The 19780-nt window shown below is 42.7% G+C and carries 24 protein-coding genes and 1 pseudogene; 11 read left to right on the forward strand and 14 right to left on the reverse strand.

Features of this window, described 5'->3' with window-relative positions:
* Window positions 1-9: 9 nt before the first annotated feature.
* From V7K21_RS27340 to V7K21_RS27360, 5 genes are all read left to right on the forward strand, one after another.
* Window positions 10-660 carry an OmpA/MotB family protein gene (locus tag V7K21_RS27340; RefSeq protein WP_335178777.1) on the forward strand — a complete coding sequence of 217 codons (651 nt, stop codon included), beginning with the start codon at window positions 10-12 and terminating at the stop codon, window positions 658-660.
* 13 nt (window positions 661-673) lie between these two features.
* Window positions 674-1153 carry a hypothetical protein gene (locus V7K21_RS27345; protein ID WP_335178779.1) on the forward strand — a complete coding sequence of 160 codons (480 nt, stop codon included), beginning with the start codon at window positions 674-676 and terminating at the stop codon, window positions 1151-1153.
* Between the two features lie 6 nt (window positions 1154-1159).
* On the forward strand, window positions 1160-2077 hold the full coding sequence (locus V7K21_RS27350; protein WP_335178781.1) for an EH signature domain-containing protein: 918 nt from the start codon (window positions 1160-1162) through the stop codon (window positions 2075-2077).
* 43 nt (window positions 2078-2120) lie between these two features.
* Window positions 2121-2255, forward strand: a complete 135-nt coding sequence (locus tag V7K21_RS27355) for a hypothetical protein (protein ID WP_335178783.1) — start codon at window positions 2121-2123, stop codon at window positions 2253-2255.
* Between the two features lie 90 nt (window positions 2256-2345).
* Complete coding sequence (locus V7K21_RS27360; protein WP_335178785.1) at window positions 2346-3068, forward strand: TerC family protein; 723 nt, start codon at window positions 2346-2348, stop codon at window positions 3066-3068.
* A 50-nt stretch (window positions 3069-3118) separates the two neighbouring features.
* On the opposite strand, the gene ndk is transcribed toward V7K21_RS27360, so the two are convergent.
* Complete coding sequence (gene ndk / locus V7K21_RS27365) at window positions 3119-3568, reverse strand: nucleoside-diphosphate kinase (RefSeq protein WP_335178787.1); 450 nt, start codon at window positions 3566-3568, stop codon at window positions 3119-3121.
* Between the two features lie 309 nt (window positions 3569-3877).
* Here ndk and speA point away from each other — a divergent pair, with 309 nt between their 5' ends.
* Window positions 3878-5896, forward strand: coding sequence for a biosynthetic arginine decarboxylase (gene speA, locus V7K21_RS27370; RefSeq protein ID WP_335178789.1), 2019 nt, complete (start codon window positions 3878-3880; stop codon window positions 5894-5896).
* Here speA and V7K21_RS27375 read toward each other — a convergent pair.
* The 4 genes from V7K21_RS27375 to V7K21_RS27390 form a co-directional block, all read right to left on the reverse strand.
* Window positions 5885-6121: a hypothetical protein gene (locus tag V7K21_RS27375; RefSeq protein ID WP_335178791.1), complete on the reverse strand. Its 237-nt coding sequence runs from the start codon at window positions 6119-6121 to the stop codon at window positions 5885-5887. The genes speA and V7K21_RS27375 overlap by 12 nt on opposite strands.
* 58 nt (window positions 6122-6179) lie before the next feature.
* A complete protein-coding gene (locus V7K21_RS27380) occupies window positions 6180-7349 on the reverse strand; it encodes an NDP-sugar synthase (RefSeq protein ID WP_334793270.1) in 1170 nt (389 codons plus the stop codon).
* Between the two features lie 231 nt (window positions 7350-7580).
* Window positions 7581-8411, reverse strand: a complete 831-nt coding sequence (locus tag V7K21_RS27385; protein ID WP_335178793.1) for a ScpA family protein — start codon at window positions 8409-8411, stop codon at window positions 7581-7583.
* A 351-nt stretch (window positions 8412-8762) separates the two neighbouring features.
* Window positions 8763-9848 carry an AI-2E family transporter gene (locus V7K21_RS27390; RefSeq protein ID WP_335178795.1) on the reverse strand — a complete coding sequence of 362 codons (1086 nt, stop codon included), beginning with the start codon at window positions 9846-9848 and terminating at the stop codon, window positions 8763-8765.
* Window positions 9849-9963: 115 nt separating this feature from the next.
* Here V7K21_RS27390 and pdxH point away from each other — a divergent pair, with 115 nt between their 5' ends.
* Window positions 9964-10608: a pyridoxamine 5'-phosphate oxidase gene (gene pdxH / locus V7K21_RS27395; protein WP_335178797.1), complete on the forward strand. Its 645-nt coding sequence runs from the start codon at window positions 9964-9966 to the stop codon at window positions 10606-10608.
* Window positions 10609-10685: 77 nt separating this feature from the next.
* Here pdxH and V7K21_RS27400 read toward each other — a convergent pair whose 3' ends face one another.
* Window positions 10686-11306 (reverse strand): FMN-dependent NADH-azoreductase, encoded by a 621-nt coding sequence (locus tag V7K21_RS27400; RefSeq protein ID WP_335178799.1) that lies wholly within the window; start codon window positions 11304-11306, stop codon window positions 10686-10688.
* Window positions 11307-11453: 147 nt separating this feature from the next.
* Here V7K21_RS27400 and V7K21_RS27405 point away from each other — a divergent pair, with 147 nt between their 5' ends.
* Window positions 11454-11858 carry a winged helix-turn-helix transcriptional regulator gene (locus V7K21_RS27405; RefSeq protein ID WP_335178801.1) on the forward strand — a complete coding sequence of 135 codons (405 nt, stop codon included), beginning with the start codon at window positions 11454-11456 and terminating at the stop codon, window positions 11856-11858.
* 148 nt (window positions 11859-12006) lie between these two features.
* On the opposite strand, the gene V7K21_RS27410 is transcribed toward V7K21_RS27405, so the two are convergent.
* The 4 genes from V7K21_RS27410 to argB form a co-directional block, all read right to left on the reverse strand.
* A complete protein-coding gene (locus tag V7K21_RS27410) occupies window positions 12007-12909 on the reverse strand; it encodes a DUF3153 domain-containing protein (protein ID WP_335178803.1) in 903 nt (300 codons plus the stop codon).
* 124 nt (window positions 12910-13033) lie between these two features.
* The gene (locus tag V7K21_RS27415) at window positions 13034-13576 is read right to left on the reverse strand and encodes a tetratricopeptide repeat protein (RefSeq protein WP_335178805.1); all 543 of its coding nucleotides are present in this window, start codon (window positions 13574-13576) and stop codon (window positions 13034-13036) included.
* 190 nt (window positions 13577-13766) lie between these two features.
* The gene (locus V7K21_RS27420) at window positions 13767-14051 is read right to left on the reverse strand and encodes a hypothetical protein (protein WP_335178807.1); all 285 of its coding nucleotides are present in this window, start codon (window positions 14049-14051) and stop codon (window positions 13767-13769) included.
* Window positions 14052-14117: 66 nt separating this feature from the next.
* Window positions 14118-15011, reverse strand: a complete 894-nt coding sequence (argB, locus tag V7K21_RS27425) for an acetylglutamate kinase (RefSeq protein ID WP_335178809.1) — start codon at window positions 15009-15011, stop codon at window positions 14118-14120.
* 591 nt (window positions 15012-15602) lie between these two features.
* On the opposite strand from argB, the gene V7K21_RS27430 reads away from it, so the two are divergent.
* Both V7K21_RS27430 and V7K21_RS27435 read left to right on the forward strand, forming a co-directional pair.
* Window positions 15603-15761 (forward strand): hypothetical protein, encoded by a 159-nt coding sequence (locus tag V7K21_RS27430; RefSeq protein ID WP_335178811.1) that lies wholly within the window; start codon window positions 15603-15605, stop codon window positions 15759-15761.
* The gene (locus V7K21_RS27435) at window positions 15736-16338 is read left to right on the forward strand and encodes a Uma2 family endonuclease (protein ID WP_335178813.1); all 603 of its coding nucleotides are present in this window, start codon (window positions 15736-15738) and stop codon (window positions 16336-16338) included. Before V7K21_RS27430 ends, V7K21_RS27435 begins: the two co-directional genes overlap by 26 nt.
* Window positions 16339-16349: 11 nt before the next feature.
* On the opposite strand, the gene V7K21_RS27440 is transcribed toward V7K21_RS27435, so the two are convergent.
* The gene (locus V7K21_RS27440) at window positions 16350-16895 is read right to left on the reverse strand and encodes a shikimate kinase (protein ID WP_335178837.1); all 546 of its coding nucleotides are present in this window, start codon (window positions 16893-16895) and stop codon (window positions 16350-16352) included.
* 184 nt (window positions 16896-17079) lie between these two features.
* Window positions 17080-17259, reverse strand: a pseudogene (locus V7K21_RS30910) (NB-ARC domain-containing protein); the annotation flags it as partial.
* Between the two features lie 496 nt (window positions 17260-17755).
* On the opposite strand from V7K21_RS30910, the gene V7K21_RS27450 reads away from it, so the two are divergent.
* Complete coding sequence (locus tag V7K21_RS27450; RefSeq protein ID WP_335178817.1) at window positions 17756-17950, forward strand: hypothetical protein; 195 nt, start codon at window positions 17756-17758, stop codon at window positions 17948-17950.
* A gap of 20 nt (window positions 17951-17970) precedes the next feature.
* On the opposite strand, the gene V7K21_RS27455 is transcribed toward V7K21_RS27450, so the two are convergent.
* Together V7K21_RS27455 and V7K21_RS27460 are read right to left on the reverse strand one after the other, a co-directional pair.
* Window positions 17971-18666 (reverse strand): LapA family protein, encoded by a 696-nt coding sequence (locus V7K21_RS27455; RefSeq protein ID WP_335178819.1) that lies wholly within the window; start codon window positions 18664-18666, stop codon window positions 17971-17973.
* A gap of 480 nt (window positions 18667-19146) precedes the next feature.
* Window positions 19147-19767, reverse strand: coding sequence for a flavin prenyltransferase UbiX (locus V7K21_RS27460; protein WP_335178821.1), 621 nt, complete (start codon window positions 19765-19767; stop codon window positions 19147-19149).
* Window positions 19768-19780 lie beyond the last annotated feature (13 nt).

Below are 19780 nucleotides of genomic sequence, written 5' to 3' on the forward strand. Positions count from 1 at the left end.
TTAATTAAAATGGCTGATTTTATTAGCGACGAATTTATGGATACAGAAATTCCCGATGATGATTCTAGTATCTATTTGTCTATTGCCGATATGATGTCTAGTTTACTAATGTTTTTTGCTTTACTATTTATCACTGTACTACTCCAACTTGCAGAAAAGGATGCACCAAAACGGGTAGTAATTGGTAATGTCGTTGGACAGATGAAAAGCAACAATATAAATGTCAAAGTTAACCCGGAAACTGGGGATGTAAGTATCCAAGAATCAATTCTTTTTGCCAAGGGAAGTACCGAGCTTAAACCAGACGGTAAAGCCTTTCTACGCTGCTTTATTCCCGTTTACAGTGGGGTTATTTTCTCCAAACCAGAATTTGAGCAGGAAATTAGCCGCGTAGTTATAGAAGGTCACACTAGCTCAGATGGAGACGATAAAACCAATCTACAACTGAGCTTATTGCGCTCGGCATCAGTTTACAAATACATTTTCTATGATATGAATTTCTCTACCAAAACACCTTTAAGCCAGAAAATATTAGCTGCTGGTCGTGGAGAAATCGAATCTGACAAAAAACGTGATAATCCAGGCGATCGCAAGGTAGTTTTCCGCTTTCAGTTTCGTAGTGATGAGTTAAAGAAAGATATTCTAAAAACCTCTCTTTAAAGGAGCCAAAACATTGAATTCTCAGTTTTCCATTCCTTCCCTACCTGAAACTCCCCAGTGTAGTCCTAATCAACTTATTCAACTTGCAAGTAAGTTATCAGATGCAACAATATCAATACCAAGTGTTGATAAAGTATTGGAAGCTATTGAACAGGGTAAAGCCGATCAACTAAGTAAGTTGGACTGGATTTACTGCATCTATGCTAAAGCACAGTGGGATCAGCAAAATATTGACCGATCCAGGAAAACATCAGCAGCCATTTGGAAGGTAGCAATTTCTAACTCATGCCTACAACATCAGCTATTGTGGCGTTTAGCTCTTTATTATGGCGATTGCCAAGAACAGGTGTTAGCACAGTCTTTAGCTGAATCTTTTGATATCTTTGCTAATTCAGTTAGTCACCTGCTACCATTTCAAATTATTCGGGCATTTCGCAGTGTACAAGCAGGTATAGAATTAGCAAAAATTGCTTGTGAACAGCGTGTTAATTGAACTGAATTGCTAAACACAATCAAAGAAGATTTACCTATTTGGATTCCATTATTCAGCAAATTCATAGAAGACATAACTCCTTATTTTACTACAATTCGCTCTCCGAATCAGCAGCAAGTAAGATGGCTGTTAAGTTGTTTGGATGAAATGTCAGATAGTCAGCAAATAAAAGCTGTTAATCATTTACTAACTAAGGTTTCCAATGATATAGCTAGCAATCATTCGTTACTGGTTGATTGGTTGCGAAATAACTATAGAAATGGTGAAAATTGGTATAAACTTTCAGATCCAGCAAGACAAAGACTTCGAGAGTGGATTGGAGGTATCAATTATACTGATTTCCAAAGGTTAGTAAATCTCATATTGAACAAGCTCGATTTGCAAGACTTCGAGTCAAATCGGTTATGTAGACGCAGAGATTTTTGGGCTGATTATAGTAACCGCTTTGAAAGGCTTCGCATCTTGTTACCTAAGACATCACAAATTGCCATAGGGTATCAAATCCAAGGTGATGTTGATTTACTAGAAGATGATAGTAGCGATTGTAAAGAAGTCTGTATATTTGATTTTGGTGAGTGGTTTGTAGTCGAATTCTTTCGTGGAAGAGGTAGTGAGACGCGCCTATTTCCTAAAAATCCCAGAAATCAGCAAATCCTTTTTGGTGAATCAACACTTTCAGTTAAACGGATTCGCTGTCTGGGTGGTGATAAGCACGATCATGAATTTCTTTGGCAGATATTTTCCCGCATCTGGCTTGCAAATAATGGAATTTTGCCTAATCCAAATGCCCAGCCTTCCAGAAACCCGACAGCAGAGCAATTGCAACAGCGAGAAAACAGGCTTGAGCGGTGGAAAAGAGAAATTGAACGTCTAGAACGGGAAGCTAAAGTCTACTGTAACAAGATTTGTTTTTTAATAGACTGAAAATTATCACCTTAAATCATCATCTTCTAATTCTAGAAGCGAAATGACAACAGTCCATTGCGATCGCATTGAGCAAAATGTTAAAAATATTGGTGTATTGAATAATACGTCAAACACCCTACTGGCACTGCGATCGCATCTATTTAACCCCCTTCAAAATGCACCTCAACCGCGTTAAGCTGGATTAGAGTGGCAATTTATTGCGCTTTTTAATATGAAAATCACTGTTTCTGTCAAATTTTAATTTTTTCTGCTTGAGAAACCCGGAATGCTAGACCAAATTTTTGATTACCTCAACTTTCATTTCAGCGTTGAAGCCCCAATAGTTCTGCTGATCCTGATATTTTTAGAGGCGGTGTTATCTGCCGATAATGCGATCGCTCTGGCTGCGATCGCTCAAGGGCTGGAAGACAAAGAACTTGAGCGTAAGGCCCTCAACTTTGGTTTAGTCGTTGCCTATGTGCTGCGAATTACCCTGATTCTCACGGCTACTTGGGTACAACAATTCTGGCAATTTGAATTATTGGGTGCTGCTTACCTGCTGTGGTTGGTATTCCAACACTTTACCTCTCAACAAGATAAAGACGAGCAGCATCACGAACCGCGTTTTAGTTCGTTGTTGCAAGCAATACCCGTGATTGCATTTACAGATTTAGCATTTTCTTTGGATAGCGTGACAACTGCGATCGCAGTTTCTCAAGAAAAATGGCTGGTGCTGACGGGTGCAACAATTGGGATTATTACGCTGCGATTCATGGCGGGATTGTTTATCCGTTGGCTAGATGAATATGAAAACCTAGAAGATGCAGGCTATGTAACTGTAGCGTTGGTAGGCTTGCGCTTGTTGTTGAAAGTGGTGAACGATAGTTTAGTTCCACCAGAATGGATAATGATTCCTGCCATCTTCCTAATTTTAGGCTGGGGATTTTCCAAGCGTGTTAACACTGAATTACCCCAAGTAGAACCGGAAAAGAGTGAAGTGTCGAAGTAAAAAGAGCAGGGGAAGGGGGCAGGGATTCCTAGTCCCCAGTCCCTACTGTCTTACTCGTGCAACCAAGGCGTTAAGTGTGGTTGCCAATTGACTAATTCTTCATCCTTAAACCATAAGGCTATTTCTTGTTGCGCGGTTTCTGGAGCATCAGAACCGTGGATTAAGTTGCGACCAATATTCAGTCCAAAATCGCCGCGAATCGTTCCTGGCTCTGATGTTAAAGGGTTCGTCGCACCAATAATCTTTCTGGCAGATGCAACAACTCCATCACCTTCCCATACCATCGCCACTACTGGGCTAGAAGTGATAAATTCGACTAGCCCACTAAAAAAGGGACGTTCTCGGTGAACGTCATAGTGTTGTTCTGCCAAATCCCGACTAACTTTCAGGAACTTTAAACCAACTAGGGTAAAACCTTTAGTTTCAAAGCGACGGATAATTTCCCCCACTAATCCCCGCTGCACTCCATCAGGCTTAATTGCTAAGAATGTGCGCTCCATTGCTATCTCCAAAAACTTAATGAATTTTTTATTTGGTCAATTGTCCTTTATTATTTGTCATTTGTTCTTCGTCTTGTGTCTTAAGACATTCGGTTTTGCACTAATGACCAATGACTCTTGATTTTTGACTTTTGAACGCCAGTTGCTTCAAGTCGGCAGAGCCGCCCAACGCACTGGCTCCTTTTGACTTCCCCAAAGGGGCTGACCAATCAGAGTTTATCTCAGAATTTATCTTTGGGTGCATATCCCTTCCTAGATGAATGCGCTAAATTGTTAACTCGTGGGTAGAAAAACTGAGGTTAGGAAGAAATGGGTGTTGAGCCAACTGCTACATCTGACGAGGTGGTACAAGTACCGGCCAATGGACATAAATCTGAAGTGAAAAATCATAAACAGAAAAAGCTATTACCACCTATTACTACCACAGGAGATTTACCTCACTCCTGGAAAATTGAGGATAGCGAAGCCTTATACCGGATTGAAGGTTGGGGACAACCTTATTTTTCGATTAACGCTGCTGGACACGTTACTGTTGCACCCAAGGGCGATCACGGGGGATCTCTTGACTTGTTTGAATTGGTCAACGCCATGAAGCAGCGCAACTTGGGACTTCCGATGTTGATTCGCTTTTCCGATATTTTGGAAGACCGGATTGAGCGGTTGAACGCTTGTTTTGCCAAAGCGATCGCCCGCTATAATTACCCTGGCGTCTACCGGGGCGTGTTTCCCGTCAAGTGCAACCAAGAGCGGCATTTGATTGAAGATTTAGTGAAATTTGGCAAGCCTCATCAATTTGGTTTAGAAGCCGGTTCCAAGCCAGAATTAATGATTGCTCTAGCTGTCTTGGATACACCAGGAGCATTGTTAGTTTGCAACGGCTACAAAGACCGAGAATACATCGAAACGGCAATGTTAGCCCAAAGACTAGGGCAAACACCAATCATTGTCTTAGAACAGATTGAAGAGGTTGATTTGGTGATCGATGCCAATCGCCAGTTAGGTATTAAACCGATTTTGGGGGTTCGTGCTAAACTCAGTACCCAAGGCATGGGACGTTGGGGAGCCTCTAGTGGCGATCGCGCTAAATTTGGTTTGACTATGCCTGAGGTAATCGAGGCTGTTGACAAGTTACGCGAAGCTAACCTGCTCGATTCTTTGCAGTTGATGCACTTCCACATCGGCTCACAAATATCTGCCATTAATGTGATTAAAGATGCCATCCAAGAAGCCAGCCGCATTTATGTGGAATTGGCGATGCTGGGGGCAGATATGAAATACCTTGATGTTGGTGGCGGCTTGGGTGTAGATTATGATGGCTCCCAAACCAACTTCTATGCATCGAAAAATTACAACATGCAGAACTATGCCAACGACATTGTGGCAGAGTTAAAAGATACATGTGCTGAACGACAAATTTCCGTACCAACACTGATTAGTGAAAGTGGACGAGCGATCGCTTCCCATCAGTCGGTGCTAATTTTTGATGTTCTCAGTACTAGTGATGTCCCCCTCGACGCCCCAGAACCTCCACAAGAGGGAGAATCCCCAATTATTAATTATCTTTGGGAAAGCTTCCAATCCATCAACCAAGAGAATTACCAAGAGTTGTACCACGACGCTGCACAATTCAAAGAAGAAGCCATCAGCCGCTTCAACTTAGGAATTTTACGCCTCAGAGAACGAGCCAAGGCCGAACGCCTCTACTGGGCTTGTTGTCAAAAAATTCTCAACATCACTAGACAGCAAGAATACGTACCCGATGAACTGGAAGATCTAGAGAAAATTATGGCTTCCATCTACTACGTCAACATGTCAGTGTTTCAATCGGCACCAGATTGCTGGGCGATCGATCAGCTATTTCCGATCATGCCAATCCACCGCTTGGATGAAGAACCAACGCGGCGAGGAATTTTAGCAGACCTCACCTGCGACAGTGATGGTAAAATCGACCGTTTTATTGACCTGCGCGATGTCAAATCGGTTTTAGAATTACACACCTACAAGCCCGGAGAACCTTATTATTTGGGGATGTTCTTGAATGGAGCTTACCAAGAAATCATGGGCAATTTGCACAACCTATTTGGCGATACTAACGCCGTTCACATTCAATTAACGCCCAAAGGCTACCAGATTGAACACGTCGTCAAAGGTGACACCATGAGTGAAGTGGTGAGCTACGTCCAGTATGACTCCGAAGATATGGTGGAAAACATTCGTCAGCGTTGCGAGCAAGCATTAGAAGAAAAGCGCATTACCCTAGCTGAATCTCAACGACTGCTGCAAACCTACGAGCAGAGTCTCAGAAGATATACGTACTTAAATAGTTAGATTGAGGATTGGGCATTGGGGAGGCAGTGCGGTCTTCTCCCAAAGGGAGAGGCTAGCGCCTGCCGTAGGATGCCCGTAGGGCTGTAGGGGTTTCCCCAAGTGGAGGAGCCAGCCGTGTGGTGAGGCAGTCCGGTCTTCTCCCAAGGGGAGACGCCAAGGGCGATGGGGGTTTCCCCCAGGAAGAACTGCCGAAAGGGTATCCCGACTTGAGCGGACTGGCGTCAACTGCCGTCATTGGGCATTGGAAAACTGTTCCCCAGTTTCATGCCCCATTCCCCATTCCTTAATTTGCGTTTGTCCCCAACAATTCCTCTATCGCTTGTCGTTCTACAGGGGTATGTGATGGCACCGTCTGACGGGCATCGGTAATCAGCCAGTCTAAAGCAGCCGCTTGAACATCGATCGCAGCGCCAGTTTTATCTACGCAATAACGTCCAAACACCAGCTTATCGACTAAGCGGACTCCAGGGCCCAGGCGGGACCATTCAAAAATCACGCTGTTTTCCACTGTTGCACCACTACATATCCAACAATTGGGGCCAATCATCGCTGGGCCGACAATTTTAGCTCCGTCTTCTATTCTGGTCATGCCACCAATGTAAACTGGGCCTGTGATATCCACTTTGTCCCAATTTACCGCAACATTTAAGCCAGTATAGATGCCAGGGGCGACTTCATGACCAGGGATTTGCACATTTTTGATTTCACCCAGCAGTACACCGCGAATCGCCCGCCAATAATCTGGTACTTTACCAATATCTACCCATTCAAAGTCCATAGGGATGGCGTAGAAGGGAGCTTTGATTTCTACCAATTTGGGAAACAATTGACTACCAATGTCATATTCAACACCAGAGGGGATATAGTTAAAAACCTCTGGTTCAAAGATGTAAATACCTGTGTTAATGTTGGTGCTGAGAGCTTCTTCAGTTGAAGGTTTTTCTTGGAAAGCTTTGACACGACCCTCTTCGTCAGTTACAACCACACCGTAGCTAGAAACTTCTTCCTTGGGGACAGATTTCGTAATAATAGTAGCGATCGCCCCTCTAGCTTTATGCCATTTAACCGCCGCACTTAAATCCAAGTCAATCAAAGCATCACCGCACAAAACCACAAAGGTATCATCAAAAAAGGGTGAGAAGTCTTGGATGCGGCGCATCCCTCCAGCTGAACCAATTGCTTCTCCCTCCAGTTTCCCCTCGTCATCAATTTTCCCTTCAAAGGAATAGGCAATCTGCACTCCAAACCGTTGACCATCACGAAAATAGTTTTCTATTTCCTCAGCCAAATGACTAACGTTGACCATAATCTGGTCAAATCCATGTCGGCGTAACAGTTCCAGCAAAAACTCCATTACTGGCTTTTGCAGGATAGGAATCATCGGTTTGGGAATTGTATAGGTAATCGGACGCACGCGAGTCCCCTTGCCAGCCGCGAGAATCATCGCTTTCATAAAAATTTATTCCTCAACCACAAGCCAGTTTACTTTCATCGAGTGATACTTAATCATCAGTTTTTATTTTTGCTCTAAGTTATCCCTCAAAACAGGGATAACAGGAATTAGTGGTTATTGCAACCATAAGTATACTTAGATAACAAGCGATCGCTTATCTTTTCAATTTACTCGGATTTTGGGGCTGAATCAAAAATCTGTACATTATCTGTAGGGCTACTTTTGGCTTTCTTAGTTCATCGGGTGCTCAAAAGGTTTGCAGGAGTTAGCTGAATCTGCAAGTAAGCGAATTTTAATCTCATGGTAAAACTCCTCTTGAAATAGCTCTACTTTCGATTGAGCCGAGAGTAGTAGTAGCGCCCAGAAAACGCTAACTAAATGACTGTGTTTAGACTCATGTCCAGACCCATTTTGATTGAGAAGCTTTGTGTGAGTCCACAACTCTACAAGTTGTTCTAGATTCAACCAATTTTGTTCTAAATTTAGCTCCCTTGCCGATAAATTCAATACCTGCTCCAGTTCTCTAGCTACTTCCGTCAGATTTTCCTGGTGAGCTAACTCCAGCGCCTCCCGCATACTTTGGACGCTAGGCTGACGTCTCAGACGGATAGGTTTGCTGACTTTTTCTACTAGTTTTAGCTGGTTCGCCATAATCTGCAATTGCTCGATTAACTCTTGCAGAGTCACTCGACGTTTTGGTGGCGGCATTGCCGCTGGACGACGACGCAATTGCCGTTCTAATGGTAGACGATGACCTGGATGTGATATTCCGTCTTCATCTTCCAGCAAGGCATCATCTAATACACCGTTTTCAATATCTCCTACTGTTGACAATTGCATCAACGTATTAGCTTTGAATAATACCAGCATTGATGCTGACAAAAAGGCCTGTCCAGATTGAGACAAGTCCGCTTCATAACCTCTTCCTATTGCCTCCGGTGCCATCAGTTCCAAGTAACGGTCAATCACCTCAATCACTTGGACATCCCAAGGGTCAATTTCTCCCTGTTCAGCTTGGTAAATCAGGAGTGTGATTGTTTCTAATAGCTCAGAAGCTTCCATCAACAGATTCTAAGTTAATTAATGAGAATCAAAAGACCGTAAATTCAACAGTAAACTCATTGACTATTGGCAAAGCGTGTACTTTATGAATTCCCTTGCGCTTCTTTTATTCAGGAATTGCCTGCTGGCAGTATCCCCTGAAATTTGCAAGTCCCTCACCATTGTGAATTGTGAGATCAGAATGTGCAACTTTTGACCATACCAATTTTAGATTTTAGATTTTAATATTTTAGATGTTAGATTAAAAAATCTTTTGGTTCATACCAGACTAACGTCCTGCTATGCGCTTTTATCCCTTGTGGGTGACACAAATCCTCTCATCCAAAATTTAAAATCTGCCCCCCTGCCATCTTAATCGTGGGGCGAGTCACGAGCAATGATCACAGTTGAGAGAAAGTCACCCGACTTGCCACTCCTAATCGCATCGAAAGTGCCTTTAATAGTACCAGCAATGGGAACAGCAACAAGCGTCCCCAATAACCCAGCAATCTCAAATCCCATCAAAATAGCCACAAAAATCCAGATAGGATTCAGTCCGATAAAATTGCCGAGTAACCTGGGAGCTAACAAGTTATCTTTAAACTGCTGCATGATAATTGCCGCTATGGCAACTTGAACTGCTAACCACCAATTTTGCAGTAGTACTAAAATTGTTACCAGACCAATGCCTAGAGACGCCCCGATAAAGGGAATGAGTTCTGAGATACCAATTAATATGGCAAACAACAGGGCAAAGGGCACCTTTATCACTAAGAAAATTGGCGTCAGGGTTAGCACCATGAACAGTCCTAGCAACAACTGGCTGAGGAAGAAGTTCTGGAAATTTAGGCGCAAAGATGTGTTAAGGGGATCTGCAATATTAGAGGGCAAAAGATTGATCAGACCATACCAGACGCGATCACCATATAAAAGCATATAAAATGCAAGCACAATGACTAACACTAAGTCAAGTAATCCTGAGAGGAGTGTTCCAGCAAACCCCACTGCCCCAGAAGCTAGCTGTTGCACCACATTTTGAATGTTGGCATTGATTTGACTGGTCACAACCCCCAGATCAATTGGCAAACGTCGTTGTTTTGCCAGCATCTCAAACTGCTCCAAATTTGCTTGACTGGCACCTAACCAATCAGGGATGTTATTTAATAGCTGGATTGTTTGGTTAATCACCAACGGCACTAGGGTGACACCCAGAATCCCAAATAGGGTTAACGTTGCAAGTAAAACTATGCTCACCGCCTGAGTGCGCGTGATCCGAGCTCGTTCAAAGAACTTAACTGGGTAATTTAGTAGAAAAGCCAGAATCGCCGCAATGCTCAAGACGGTAATCGGATGCTGGAAATAGCGAAAAAGCACCGACAGTAGCCAGACATTGAGAGCGATAATTGGACCGCTTAGACCATAAATTAACAGGCGTTGAAGGGAGGCCGAACGGCGCATCTTATGGAACCTATTTTATATATTTTTTGAGAGAATTTATAAAATTCTTGATGGCACTGATCATCATCATCATAGATATTTTTGACAAAGACTGATCGCAAGGAAACAAATCACAATGGACAAAACCGTAGCCGACCTTCGCAAGGATTACACCTTGGAAGGTTTAAGCGAACTCGAAGTAGACCTCAATCCTTTTATCCAATTTAAAAAATGGTTCGATCAGGCTCTAGCAGGACAACTTCCTGAACCCAATGCGATGACCATTGCTACCGCCACCCCAGACGGTAAGCCCTCGGCTAGAATGGTGCTGCTCAAGGATTTTGATGAACGAGGTTTTGTCTTATTCACCAACTACAACAGTCACAAAGGACAAGAACTGGCAGAAAATCCCCAGGCGGCTTTAGTCTTTTGGTGGGTAGAACTGGAACGTCAAGTCCGAATTTCGGGGTATGTGGAGAAAGTTTCCGAAATTGAGTCTGACCAGTATTTTGACAGTCGCCCTGCCAACAGTCGCCTGGGTGCGTGGGTATCTAATCAAAGCGAGGCGATAGAAAGCCGAGAAGTTCTGGAGCGACGCTTGCAGGAGTTTAAGAGCAAATATGAAAATCAGGAGATTCCCCGACCGCCTCATTGGGGAGGCTTACGAGTGATCCCCACAGAAATTGAGTTTTGGCAAGGCCGCCCTAGCCGTCTGCACGATCGCTTACTCTATAGCCGTTTAGATAATGGCACTTGGAAAATTGAGCGGTTGTCACCTTGAGGGGATGAGGGGATGAGGGAGACAATAAAGAATTATACTTCCCCTGCTTCCCCTGCTTCCTTTCCCAGTTATCCTGCTTACCACTGGGTGATCAAATCTTGAATTGCTGCCCGTGCTTCTGATACAGATTGGGTACGGGCATCATCACCATTGTTCATCTTACTAGCGTTAATAAATTGAATGTCTGTAAGCCCAATAAACCCGAAAATCGCCCGCAGGTATGGTTCTTGGAAGTTATAGGCAGCAGCAGGGGATGTTGCACTATAGTCACCACCGCTAGCTGTAATGATAACTGCCTTTTTACCCTCGACTAATCCTCTAAAACCTTGATCATTTAAAGCAACAGTCCGGTTAATCCGAACGATTTGGTCAATGTAAGCCTTGAAAGTGGAAGGTATATTAAAGTTATACATAGGCACTCCAAAGACGTAGCGATCGGCAGCTAAAAATTCATTTACTAACTCGTCAGAAATCCTAATTGCCTCAGTTAATTCTGGAGTATGGGTTTCTGGTGGTGAAAATGCAGCTGCAATCCAAGGTTCATCAACGTGAGGAACTGGGTAATGCCCTAAATCTCGATAAGCGATCGCATCTTCAGGATGCGCCGCCCTCCAACCACTGACGAATTCCTTAGATAGTTCTCTTGAGTGCGATCGTTCAGCACGAGGACTGGAATCAATATGTAGAATGTTTACCACGAAATATCTCCTGATTAGCTAGGATTTACTGCTTTGACTTTTTGAGTCTAAATTTCAAAGCATAACATTAGATACTAAAAGTAACTAGTTACTAAAGTAAAGTAGTTACTATAAAGTAACTGTTGGATAATTTTGGCTAACTTATCAATGTCTGTCTCTAAAAATCCTGATGCTTGCCCAGTAAGTATTCTGATGTCCTTACTATCAGGGGCCTGGACAATGTATATACTGTGGGTGTTATGTAATCGTGGACCTACTCGCTTTGGTGCGTTGAAGCATCTAGTCGAGGGCATCTCTACCAAAGTTTTGACTGAAAGACTGAGAATGCTTGAGGCAGCAGAAATTATCTATCGCCACTATGAACCAACTGTGCCACCCCAAGTAACTTACGGTCTTACAGAACGTGGTCAAGAATTAATTGATGTCCTTCATCAACTCAATGCACTTGCTGAACGCTGGTATGGCAGCGAACAACCAGAACATAGCAATATTCAAAGGGAACGTTCCATCCACACCGAAAGTTCTTCCATGTCAAACAGAGAAAGTTTTTGAATACCAGCTTTTTCAAGACTATTGTCTTGTGTACTTCCGCGCCAGATTACGCAAATCACGAAGTCCACTTTACAAAAAGCTGGGGAAATGTAAAAAAGCCGATGCATTCTCCATCGGCTTCGCTGACAATATTGAACAGATGAATAGTCTACTGTTCCTGAACCGCTGCTGCTTTAGCAGGAAACTGAATTCTGGGATCTGGCATGAAATTGTATCTCAAGTACAATCCTCCCCAGACAAACAGGGTAATTAACAACGCACCAATACCAAGGGGGCTGGGAAGCCAGAAAACAGCTTCTATGTGATTTAGCTCACCAGGCTGGAGTTTCCACACTAGTTGATTGCCATTCTTTTCAGGCGCGATCACAGTTTCAGTTAGTTGAATATTTTTGGCTCCCCAAGGAGTCTTCAAACTAAATTCTAAGTCGAGAATTGAACCAGCATTAGCCAGGACGTTACCTTTACTGGCAATTAGAGAAAGCGATCGCAAATCCAAATCATAAATCAACCGATTTCGGACTAAAAGTAAAAAATTGTTCTCCTCCAAGAGGACGTTTGATTCAATTTTCGGCAGTTCTGAGTCAGATTTGCTCTGTACAGACTCAGATGATTGATTAACACGGGAGTTAAAAAATTCGTTGAATTTCTCTTGCAATTCCCTACCACTACTAAAAGGAATTGTGACGATGATTTCTTCAGTGGAAATTCGTTGTGCTTTACCCTCAAGTTTACGGGCGCGGCGCTCTATAGTATTCAACCATTCATATACATAATCGCCACTAAAACTAGTTAGCCGTTCTCCCAACTTAATATGCTGTACTAGTTCGCCACTATTTGAGTTGTCAAAGTTAAGCCCCACATCGTACTTCACACAGCCAGACAGTAGCAGGGATGTTAACAGCACTAGCCACAGAATAGGATTTCGGATGGGAAAAACGCGGTTGATTCGATTTCGACCATTTAGTGGTAAGAGAAATTTCATCTTTGCCAACACAAAGCTAAATGGTCTGATTAACCACAAGAAAATCTTTCCGAAAATTGAAGAATTCATAACTATAAATCTCCCCAAAAGTCAAAGTTTTTAACCAATCTTGACTTGTTCGTATTGTTTGAGATTCGTGGAACACCATTTTTGTAAAGAATTTTAATCCAAAATCCAAAATCCAAAATTGGTATCAGCCAGGGGTTCCGGAAAAACTCAACCAAACCAAGTACGAGATGGTTAAACCAATGGCAATTAGCGCCACCCAGATAAAGCGATTATCTCTGGTATTGACCTGACTGAGGTCAACAAATTCTGGCTTCGTAGGTTTAGGCTTCTGCTGCACAGAAGATTTAGTAGGTTTAGCAGTAATAGAAATCTTGAGTTCATTATCGGGTAATGTGCCCAAATCGGGGATTTGGGTCATCCATTCACTCGGTCTTTTCAGCTTTGGTGCTTTTAAGATGTAAAGCATCTGTCGCGCTTGTTTGCTGATTTCAAAAAAGGGATGGCGTTTGAGTCTTTCGCAAAGAGCGATCGCATCATCCGTGCGTCCAGCCGCTTCATAAGCTGTCACTAGATGAATTTCTACTTCGCCCCCAAGGCGAGAATTACCAGTTAACAGGGCGCTAGCCTTTTCTAAATTTTCTACGGCTTCACGGTATTGCCCATTTTCAAAGGCAACTTTCCCTGTCTGGTAGCGGGTTTTAGCAATTTCTAAACTTTCTGCACTCACGTCTTCTATAAAAAATCAGCACTGTTTTAATTTTGCCAATGCCAGCAATCTTTTTGGAATCTTTTCAAAAGCTGGCAATCTGAAAGTAGATAAACTTCTAAAATTTTAACTAGGTAGCAAGGCAAAACGTGAGATAATCTCACCCTGATTAATCTGACAATTCGAGACTCAACTGTAGTTAATCCGGTGATTATAAATAATTCATGGCTCGTACACCATTTAGCAGTGGGCGATCGCGGGTTATTATTACCGTATCCCCGCTAGGAAGTGGAGGAGCAGGGGAGGCAGGGGAAGCAGGGGGAGCAGGGGGAGTAGGGGAGGTGAGTATTAAAGACTCGCCCACGAGTATCAAAGACTCGCCCACGAGTATCAAAGACTCGCCCACGAGTATCAAAGACTCGCCCACGAGTATCAAAGACTCGCTCACGAGTAAAAAAGACTCGTCCACGAGTATTAAAGACTCGCCCGCAAGCAAAAAACGAATCTTAATTTACACAAAATTACAGTTACAAATCATTCTTCCCTGCCTCATTTTCTTCTACTATGTAAACTGCGAACCGAGAATCATCGTCCCAATCCCAACATCAGTAAAGATTTCTAGTAATAGGGCGTGGGGAATGCGACCATCGATGATATGTGCTGCACGGACTCCTTGAGCAAGCGATCGCACACAGCAATTGACTTTAGGAATCATCCCACCGCTGACTATACCATTGACAATCAACTCCCGGGCTTCACGAATATCTACTTTTGGAATCAAAGTAGATTGGTTTTTGTAATCTTTTAAAATTCCACTGGTGTCAGTCAGTAAAATTAACTTTTCTGCTCCTAGTGCAGCAGCGATTTCTCCAGCTACAGTATCGGCGTTAATGTTATAAGCTTGCCCTGTCTCGTCTGCGGCGACACTGGACACTACCGGAATATAACCATTGCTAGCGAGGGTGTCCAAAATATTGATATTCACATTGCTGACTTCCCCCACAAAACCGATGCCTTCTTGACCTTGGGGACGGGCTGTAAATAGATTACCGTCTTTACCACAAAGTCCTACAGCCAGTCCACCAGCTTGGTTAATTAGCGCGACAATTTCTTTGTTAACTCGACCAACTAAAACCATTTCCACCACATCCATTGTGGCGTCATCAGTGACTCGCAGACCATTCTTAAATTGTGGTTCGATTCCCAGCTTATCTAACCAACTGTTAATTTCTGGGCCACCGCCGTGGACTACAATTGGACGCAAGCCCACGCAGGATAAGAATACAATGTCGCGCATAACTTTGTGTTTGAGTGTGCTGTCTTTCATGGCTGCGCCACCATATTTGACAACAACAGTGCGACCTGCGAATTGTTGAATATAAGGTAGTGCTTCGCTTAATACACGCACACGAGTGGCTTCAGCTTGCCTGATGTATTCAGAATCGTTGACCGTCATGAGGAGCCTAACAGAGAGAGTTAAAACGTATTTCAGTCAGTGTAGAAGAATTTGTAACCTGTAACAATATCTCATAGCTGCCAAGAGCAAAAATAGGCTTTTTGTATAGGTATCACTCACAAATTATCTTGTTTGGATGTCCAGACGCGCAGAGGCAAGTCAAGAGACATCGCGGTAATGCGATTCTGCTGGATGAAAAAGACTGTTCTGCTGTTAAGGAAAATCTTTACTTATTATCTGTGTCAGAAATGTGAAAATCTCTAAAATAAGGACTAGCAACCAAAATCGAAAATTATCAGGATAAATATAGATACATCGATTCTCGATCGGCTAATTGAAGAATTAAAAGTTATGCCTGAAGACTTGCAACATCGAGTACTAGAAGTTTGCCAGAACTTTAGTAGGTTCGCGAATTCATGGTGTTCCAGGTAGAGAATTATTAGATTTTGCAGGAACAATATCGCAAATGATATTCAGTTGATGCGCGAAGCAATTGAACAAGATTGCGAACAGGTAGATATAGATGAGTGGTAGATACCTGCTTGACACTAAATTGCTTTATTTGCAAATGATATAGCAGTAAATAATCAGTTGGGAAATGCAGAAGAAATTTTTATTCCCAGTGTTGCTATTGGTAAATTATTTTACGGTGCAGGAAAATCAGGGCGATCGCTCCTTCAAGCTTTTAGAATTAAAGTCATTCGGCTGAAGCTAGGGAATGAAAATGACCACGCTGCTAATTCAAACTGAAAGCACACCCCTAACGGTGAATTTCCCCTTCCTTGTGCAGATGACAAATGAGCAGTTTTACGAATTCTGCCAAGCCAATGGAGATTTGCGAATCGAGCGGACTGCCAATGGGGAAGTTATCATTATGCCACCAGCTTTTTCAGATACGGGCAACCGTAACTTTAACATTGCTGCACAGCTTGGGTATTGGACTGAACAAGATGGCACTGGGATAGGCTTTGACTCCAGTGCAGGTTTTACACTACCCAATGGAGCGATGCGTTCCCCTGATGCTTCTTGGATTGAACTGGAGCGCCAGAACGCCTTAACAGATGCACAAAAAGCCTCATTTGCACCAATTTGTCCCAGCTTTGTGATTAAGTTACGCTCCTTGAGCGATCACTTAATAAAATTACAAGACAAAATGCAGGAGTACATAGATAACGGTGCATCATTAAGCTGGTTAATTGGTCGGCAGAATCGAAAAGTCTACATTTACCGGACTAATCGGGAACTTGAAATTTTGGAAAATCCCGAAGCAGTTAGTGGTAATCCTGAATTACCAGGGTTTATCCTACGCATGGTCAAAATTTGGTAACTTGAGTCTTCCTAATGAGAAACTTGTGTTTTGAGAACGCTAGGAATTGCCTCAAGTACTCGCTTGGTAACGTCTTCAGGTGTATCTCCCTCTCGCTCGGTGATGTGCAAATCGGCTTGAGAGTAAAGTGTTGTTCGTTGTTCGAGGAGCGATCGCAATTTCCCTTTGGGATCAATATCTTGCAGCAGTGGTCTTGTGCTATCCTCAGCTAAACGGCTGTAAATTAGCTCCACAGGCGCATCTAGCCACACTATCAAACCGTGGTGCAAGTAGCCCCAATTTTCTCGCCGCAGTACAATGCCCCCACCAGTTGCTATAGTCAACTTTGTAAAAGCACAAACTTGTGAAAGCACGTCGCTTTCTACCTGGCGAAACCCTGCTTCACCAACTTGTGCAAATAACTGATTGATGGATTTACCTGTTGCTTGGGCAATGACATTATCGGTATCTACAAACCCATAACCCAGTTCCTTTGCCAGTAAGCGCCCTATTGTCGTCTTACCAACGCCCATGATCCCAATTAAGTACAGGTTGACTCCTTGTAATAAGCTGCTCACTAGTTGCTTCGCTCCAATTATGAGTTCTGTTAGCGGTAGCGGGGCGTTTAGCCCGTGCTGAGTCACAGTTTCCAATTATAAACTCAACGACTCATACCTACGTATTCAAGCGATGTCTGGGTTGGGCTGCGCCAACACAATTATGTATAAGAATAGAAAAGCGATCGCTAATAAGCTGATCATTATTACTACTACCATTTTGATAAACTCCATTAGCAATTTCCGCAGGTCTACAACCACAAAGTAAACCTCTGGTAAATTTATTTTCAACGAGTGTCAAGGCTTTTTCCTTTGTAAATACCAAATTTACGTATAACTTTTCTAATTTCCAATTGTTTTTAAATTCTACAAATTCATCTTCTATTTAAGATGGATAAACTGCCGTCATTACCGTTATTAATGTATTTAAAGTAACTTCTGTAATAGATTAACGATTCTTCTGTGAAATTACCATAAATAATAAACGATTAATTTCTCAGGAATGTAGTAGCTTTCCTGAAGTAACTTGGTAATTGCTGCATAGCGAGCGCTATACTTAACGAAAAAAATAATATAGCTTGTTTGAAACTTTATTCAAACAATTCCTGTCTATCTAAATAATCGAGACTTTGACTCTGGTGTGTAATTATTAAGTGTATTCAATACTGTGTTATTAATAGCACAGGTTTTTATTCTAAAAGTTCAGTTATAACAAGCCATACTCAATTAAATGTTCCTGATTAAGGTGTAAATGATGACTTATTTACCGCGATCGTCTAAAAAAGCTTTGCAAAGAAGTTGAAGTTTTGGTACAAAGACTACTGCATATTTCACCCCAATAAGCCTGAATGAATAAATATAGTATGAATAAGGTGTCAACTATGACTCGAATTCGTGACGTTGTACAGAAAGCTTTAGCAAGTGGCTATTTGACAGTAGAAGCTGAAAATCAACTCCGACAACTGTTGACTACCCGATATGACTTGGAAGATTTTAATGCTTTTATGACTTTGCAGGAAGCTGCCATGATTGGTAAGGTCAAGCAGGAGTCAAGAGAGCGGTGTGGCATCAAGTAGAGACGTAGCTTGCTACTATTTCATCGACGGGAGCGCTTATCATCATCCTCAAAATCATCATCATCAAAAAATTCCCAATCATCATCGGCTTGATTGGTAGTCGGCGGCTGATAAGGGGGGATAATTACCCGGTAATCAGCATCGTAAATTGATTCAGTTTTTCCCGCAGCCGTATTTTTTGGCTCACGGTAGCTGTAGGAGTAAGCTGAACCAGACTGAGAAGTGCTTTTGGCTTCTGATTGACGTTCGGAAGTTTTCGAGTCTCTAGGCTGTTGAGCTTGAGGATTAGGGGTAGGCGCTTCCTCTGACTTTTCATCAAAGTTCCAATCATCATCTCTAGTGCCATTTGTTTCCCAATCATCAAATACATCATTAGTAGGCTGTTCTTTTTTACTAGCTGGTGGTGGAGGACTGACAGGGCGAGATGTCGGTTCTTCTCTTTGGGTTGCCTTAACACGAGGCGAAGTTGCGCTTCGGCGGTCTGGAGTTTGGCGTTGTCCTCCCACAAAATAATTGGATAATTTAAACAAGGTAGCAATCAATATAGATGTAAAAGCACCAGTGGCAGTACTGAACAAAATCCATATCGCTAGTGGTAATGGTTGAGTTCGCACGCCCAAAAATACTAGCGATAGGGGAGGTGACCAATTTTGGACTAACAACAGCGTTAGTACTCCCAGTACCGCCACCAATAGAATTAAGCGAATTACAGCCATAGCAATTTTGTCAGTTGTCAGTGGTTAGTTGTCAGTTATCAGTTGTCAGTTATCATTCTGATTATTCTAGGACTTATACAAAATCATCAAAAAACGAACCGCAAAGGACGCAAAAGACCTAAGGAACAAGAGTTTCAGAGAGTTATTGCCTAAGTCCTATATTCTTCACTAATTACTGTTCACTGATTACTGACACTATGATCCATCTCTATCATTACCGCTCGGACAAAAAAATCTCTAAAAAGTTACCCTCATATTGCCAACACTAGACAACTACGTTTGTAATCTTAGACCAAATTGCTAAAACTACTGGGATAAATAGCAATCCCACTATTCCTTCATCAGCTTTAGGTATTATGCGAGCTATATTTATACTTCCATCGGTATCGGCGTTAATTATCCTGCCAATGGAAGTTTTATATAAACCGCGCTTAATTCGATTGCCCTTTTAGGACTATTATGAAATTTCCGATGAGGGCGTTAGCGACGACCTTGCCACCGCTGAATTGGGATGCAGTCAATATCTAGTTGATCTAAAGCGCGGGCAACTACAAAATCAACTAAATCCTCGATGGTTTGGGGATTATGATACCAAGCGGGAATAGCGGGGACAATTCTCACTCCAACTTCTGCTAGAGAGGTTAAATTACGCAGGTGGATAAGGCTAAAAGGCGTTTCCCGAGGGACAATGACCAGCTTTCGCCCTTCTTTGAGTTGGACATCCGCTGCCCGTTCTAGTAAATCGGAACTCAAGCCAACCGCTAGCTTTGCCACTGTGCTCATGCTGCATGGAATAATTATCATCCCCAGAGTGGCAAAGGAACCACTGGCAATCCCGGCTCCAACATCACCCCAAGGATGGCAGCGGAGTTTACCCGAAAGTGAAACTCCAGCTTGCTCTCGCCAGAATTGTTCTTGCGCGGTTGGTTCTGGTGGCATCCGAATTTCCTGTTCTGACTGCCAAACTATGTAAGTAGATTTAGAGGCAACCAATTCAATGCTGTAATCCGCTTCTAGCAAAAATTTGATCGTGCGAACAGCGTAAATCAGACCAGATGCGCCCGATACGCCTAAAATTAGAGGGGTGGTGTTGTTTGACACGTAAAATTTAGTT

The organism is Nostoc sp. (assembly GCF_036919595.1).
Lineage (GTDB): Bacteria > Cyanobacteriota > Cyanobacteriia > Cyanobacteriales > Nostocaceae > Nostoc.

What these genes read in the sequence shown, in the direction of transcription:
- argB (WP_335178809.1), bottom strand. Translation starts at nt 15,011, where the DNA reads ATGACGGTCAACGATTCTGAATACATCAGGCAAGCTGAAGCCACTCGT.
- V7K21_RS27410 (WP_335178803.1), bottom strand. Translation starts at nt 12,909, where the DNA reads ATGAATTCTTCAATTTTCGGAAAGATTTTCTTGTGGTTAATCAGACCA.
- V7K21_RS27355 (WP_335178783.1), top strand. Translation starts at nt 2,121, where the DNA reads ATGACAACAGTCCATTGCGATCGCATTGAGCAAAATGTTAAAAATATT.
- V7K21_RS27340 (WP_335178777.1), top strand. Translation starts at nt 10, where the DNA reads ATGGCTGATTTTATTAGCGACGAATTTATGGATACAGAAATTCCCGAT.
- V7K21_RS27450 (WP_335178817.1), top strand. Translation starts at nt 17,756, where the DNA reads ATGACTCGAATTCGTGACGTTGTACAGAAAGCTTTAGCAAGTGGCTAT.
- V7K21_RS27455 (WP_335178819.1), bottom strand. Translation starts at nt 18,666, where the DNA reads ATGGCTGTAATTCGCTTAATTCTATTGGTGGCGGTACTGGGAGTACTA.
- ndk (WP_335178787.1), bottom strand. Translation starts at nt 3,568, where the DNA reads ATGGAGCGCACATTCTTAGCAATTAAGCCTGATGGAGTGCAGCGGGGA.
- V7K21_RS27390 (WP_335178795.1), bottom strand. Translation starts at nt 9,848, where the DNA reads ATGCGCCGTTCGGCCTCCCTTCAACGCCTGTTAATTTATGGTCTAAGC.
- V7K21_RS27385 (WP_335178793.1), bottom strand. Translation starts at nt 8,411, where the DNA reads ATGGAAGCTTCTGAGCTATTAGAAACAATCACACTCCTGATTTACCAA.
- pdxH (WP_335178797.1), top strand. Translation starts at nt 9,964, where the DNA reads ATGGACAAAACCGTAGCCGACCTTCGCAAGGATTACACCTTGGAAGGT.
- V7K21_RS27360 (WP_335178785.1), top strand. Translation starts at nt 2,346, where the DNA reads ATGCTAGACCAAATTTTTGATTACCTCAACTTTCATTTCAGCGTTGAA.
- V7K21_RS27380 (WP_334793270.1), bottom strand. Translation starts at nt 7,349, where the DNA reads ATGAAAGCGATGATTCTCGCGGCTGGCAAGGGGACTCGCGTGCGTCCG.
- V7K21_RS27435 (WP_335178813.1), top strand. Translation starts at nt 15,736, where the DNA reads ATGACCACGCTGCTAATTCAAACTGAAAGCACACCCCTAACGGTGAAT.
- V7K21_RS27405 (WP_335178801.1), top strand. Translation starts at nt 11,454, where the DNA reads ATGTCTGTCTCTAAAAATCCTGATGCTTGCCCAGTAAGTATTCTGATG.
- speA (WP_335178789.1), top strand. Translation starts at nt 3,878, where the DNA reads ATGGGTGTTGAGCCAACTGCTACATCTGACGAGGTGGTACAAGTACCG.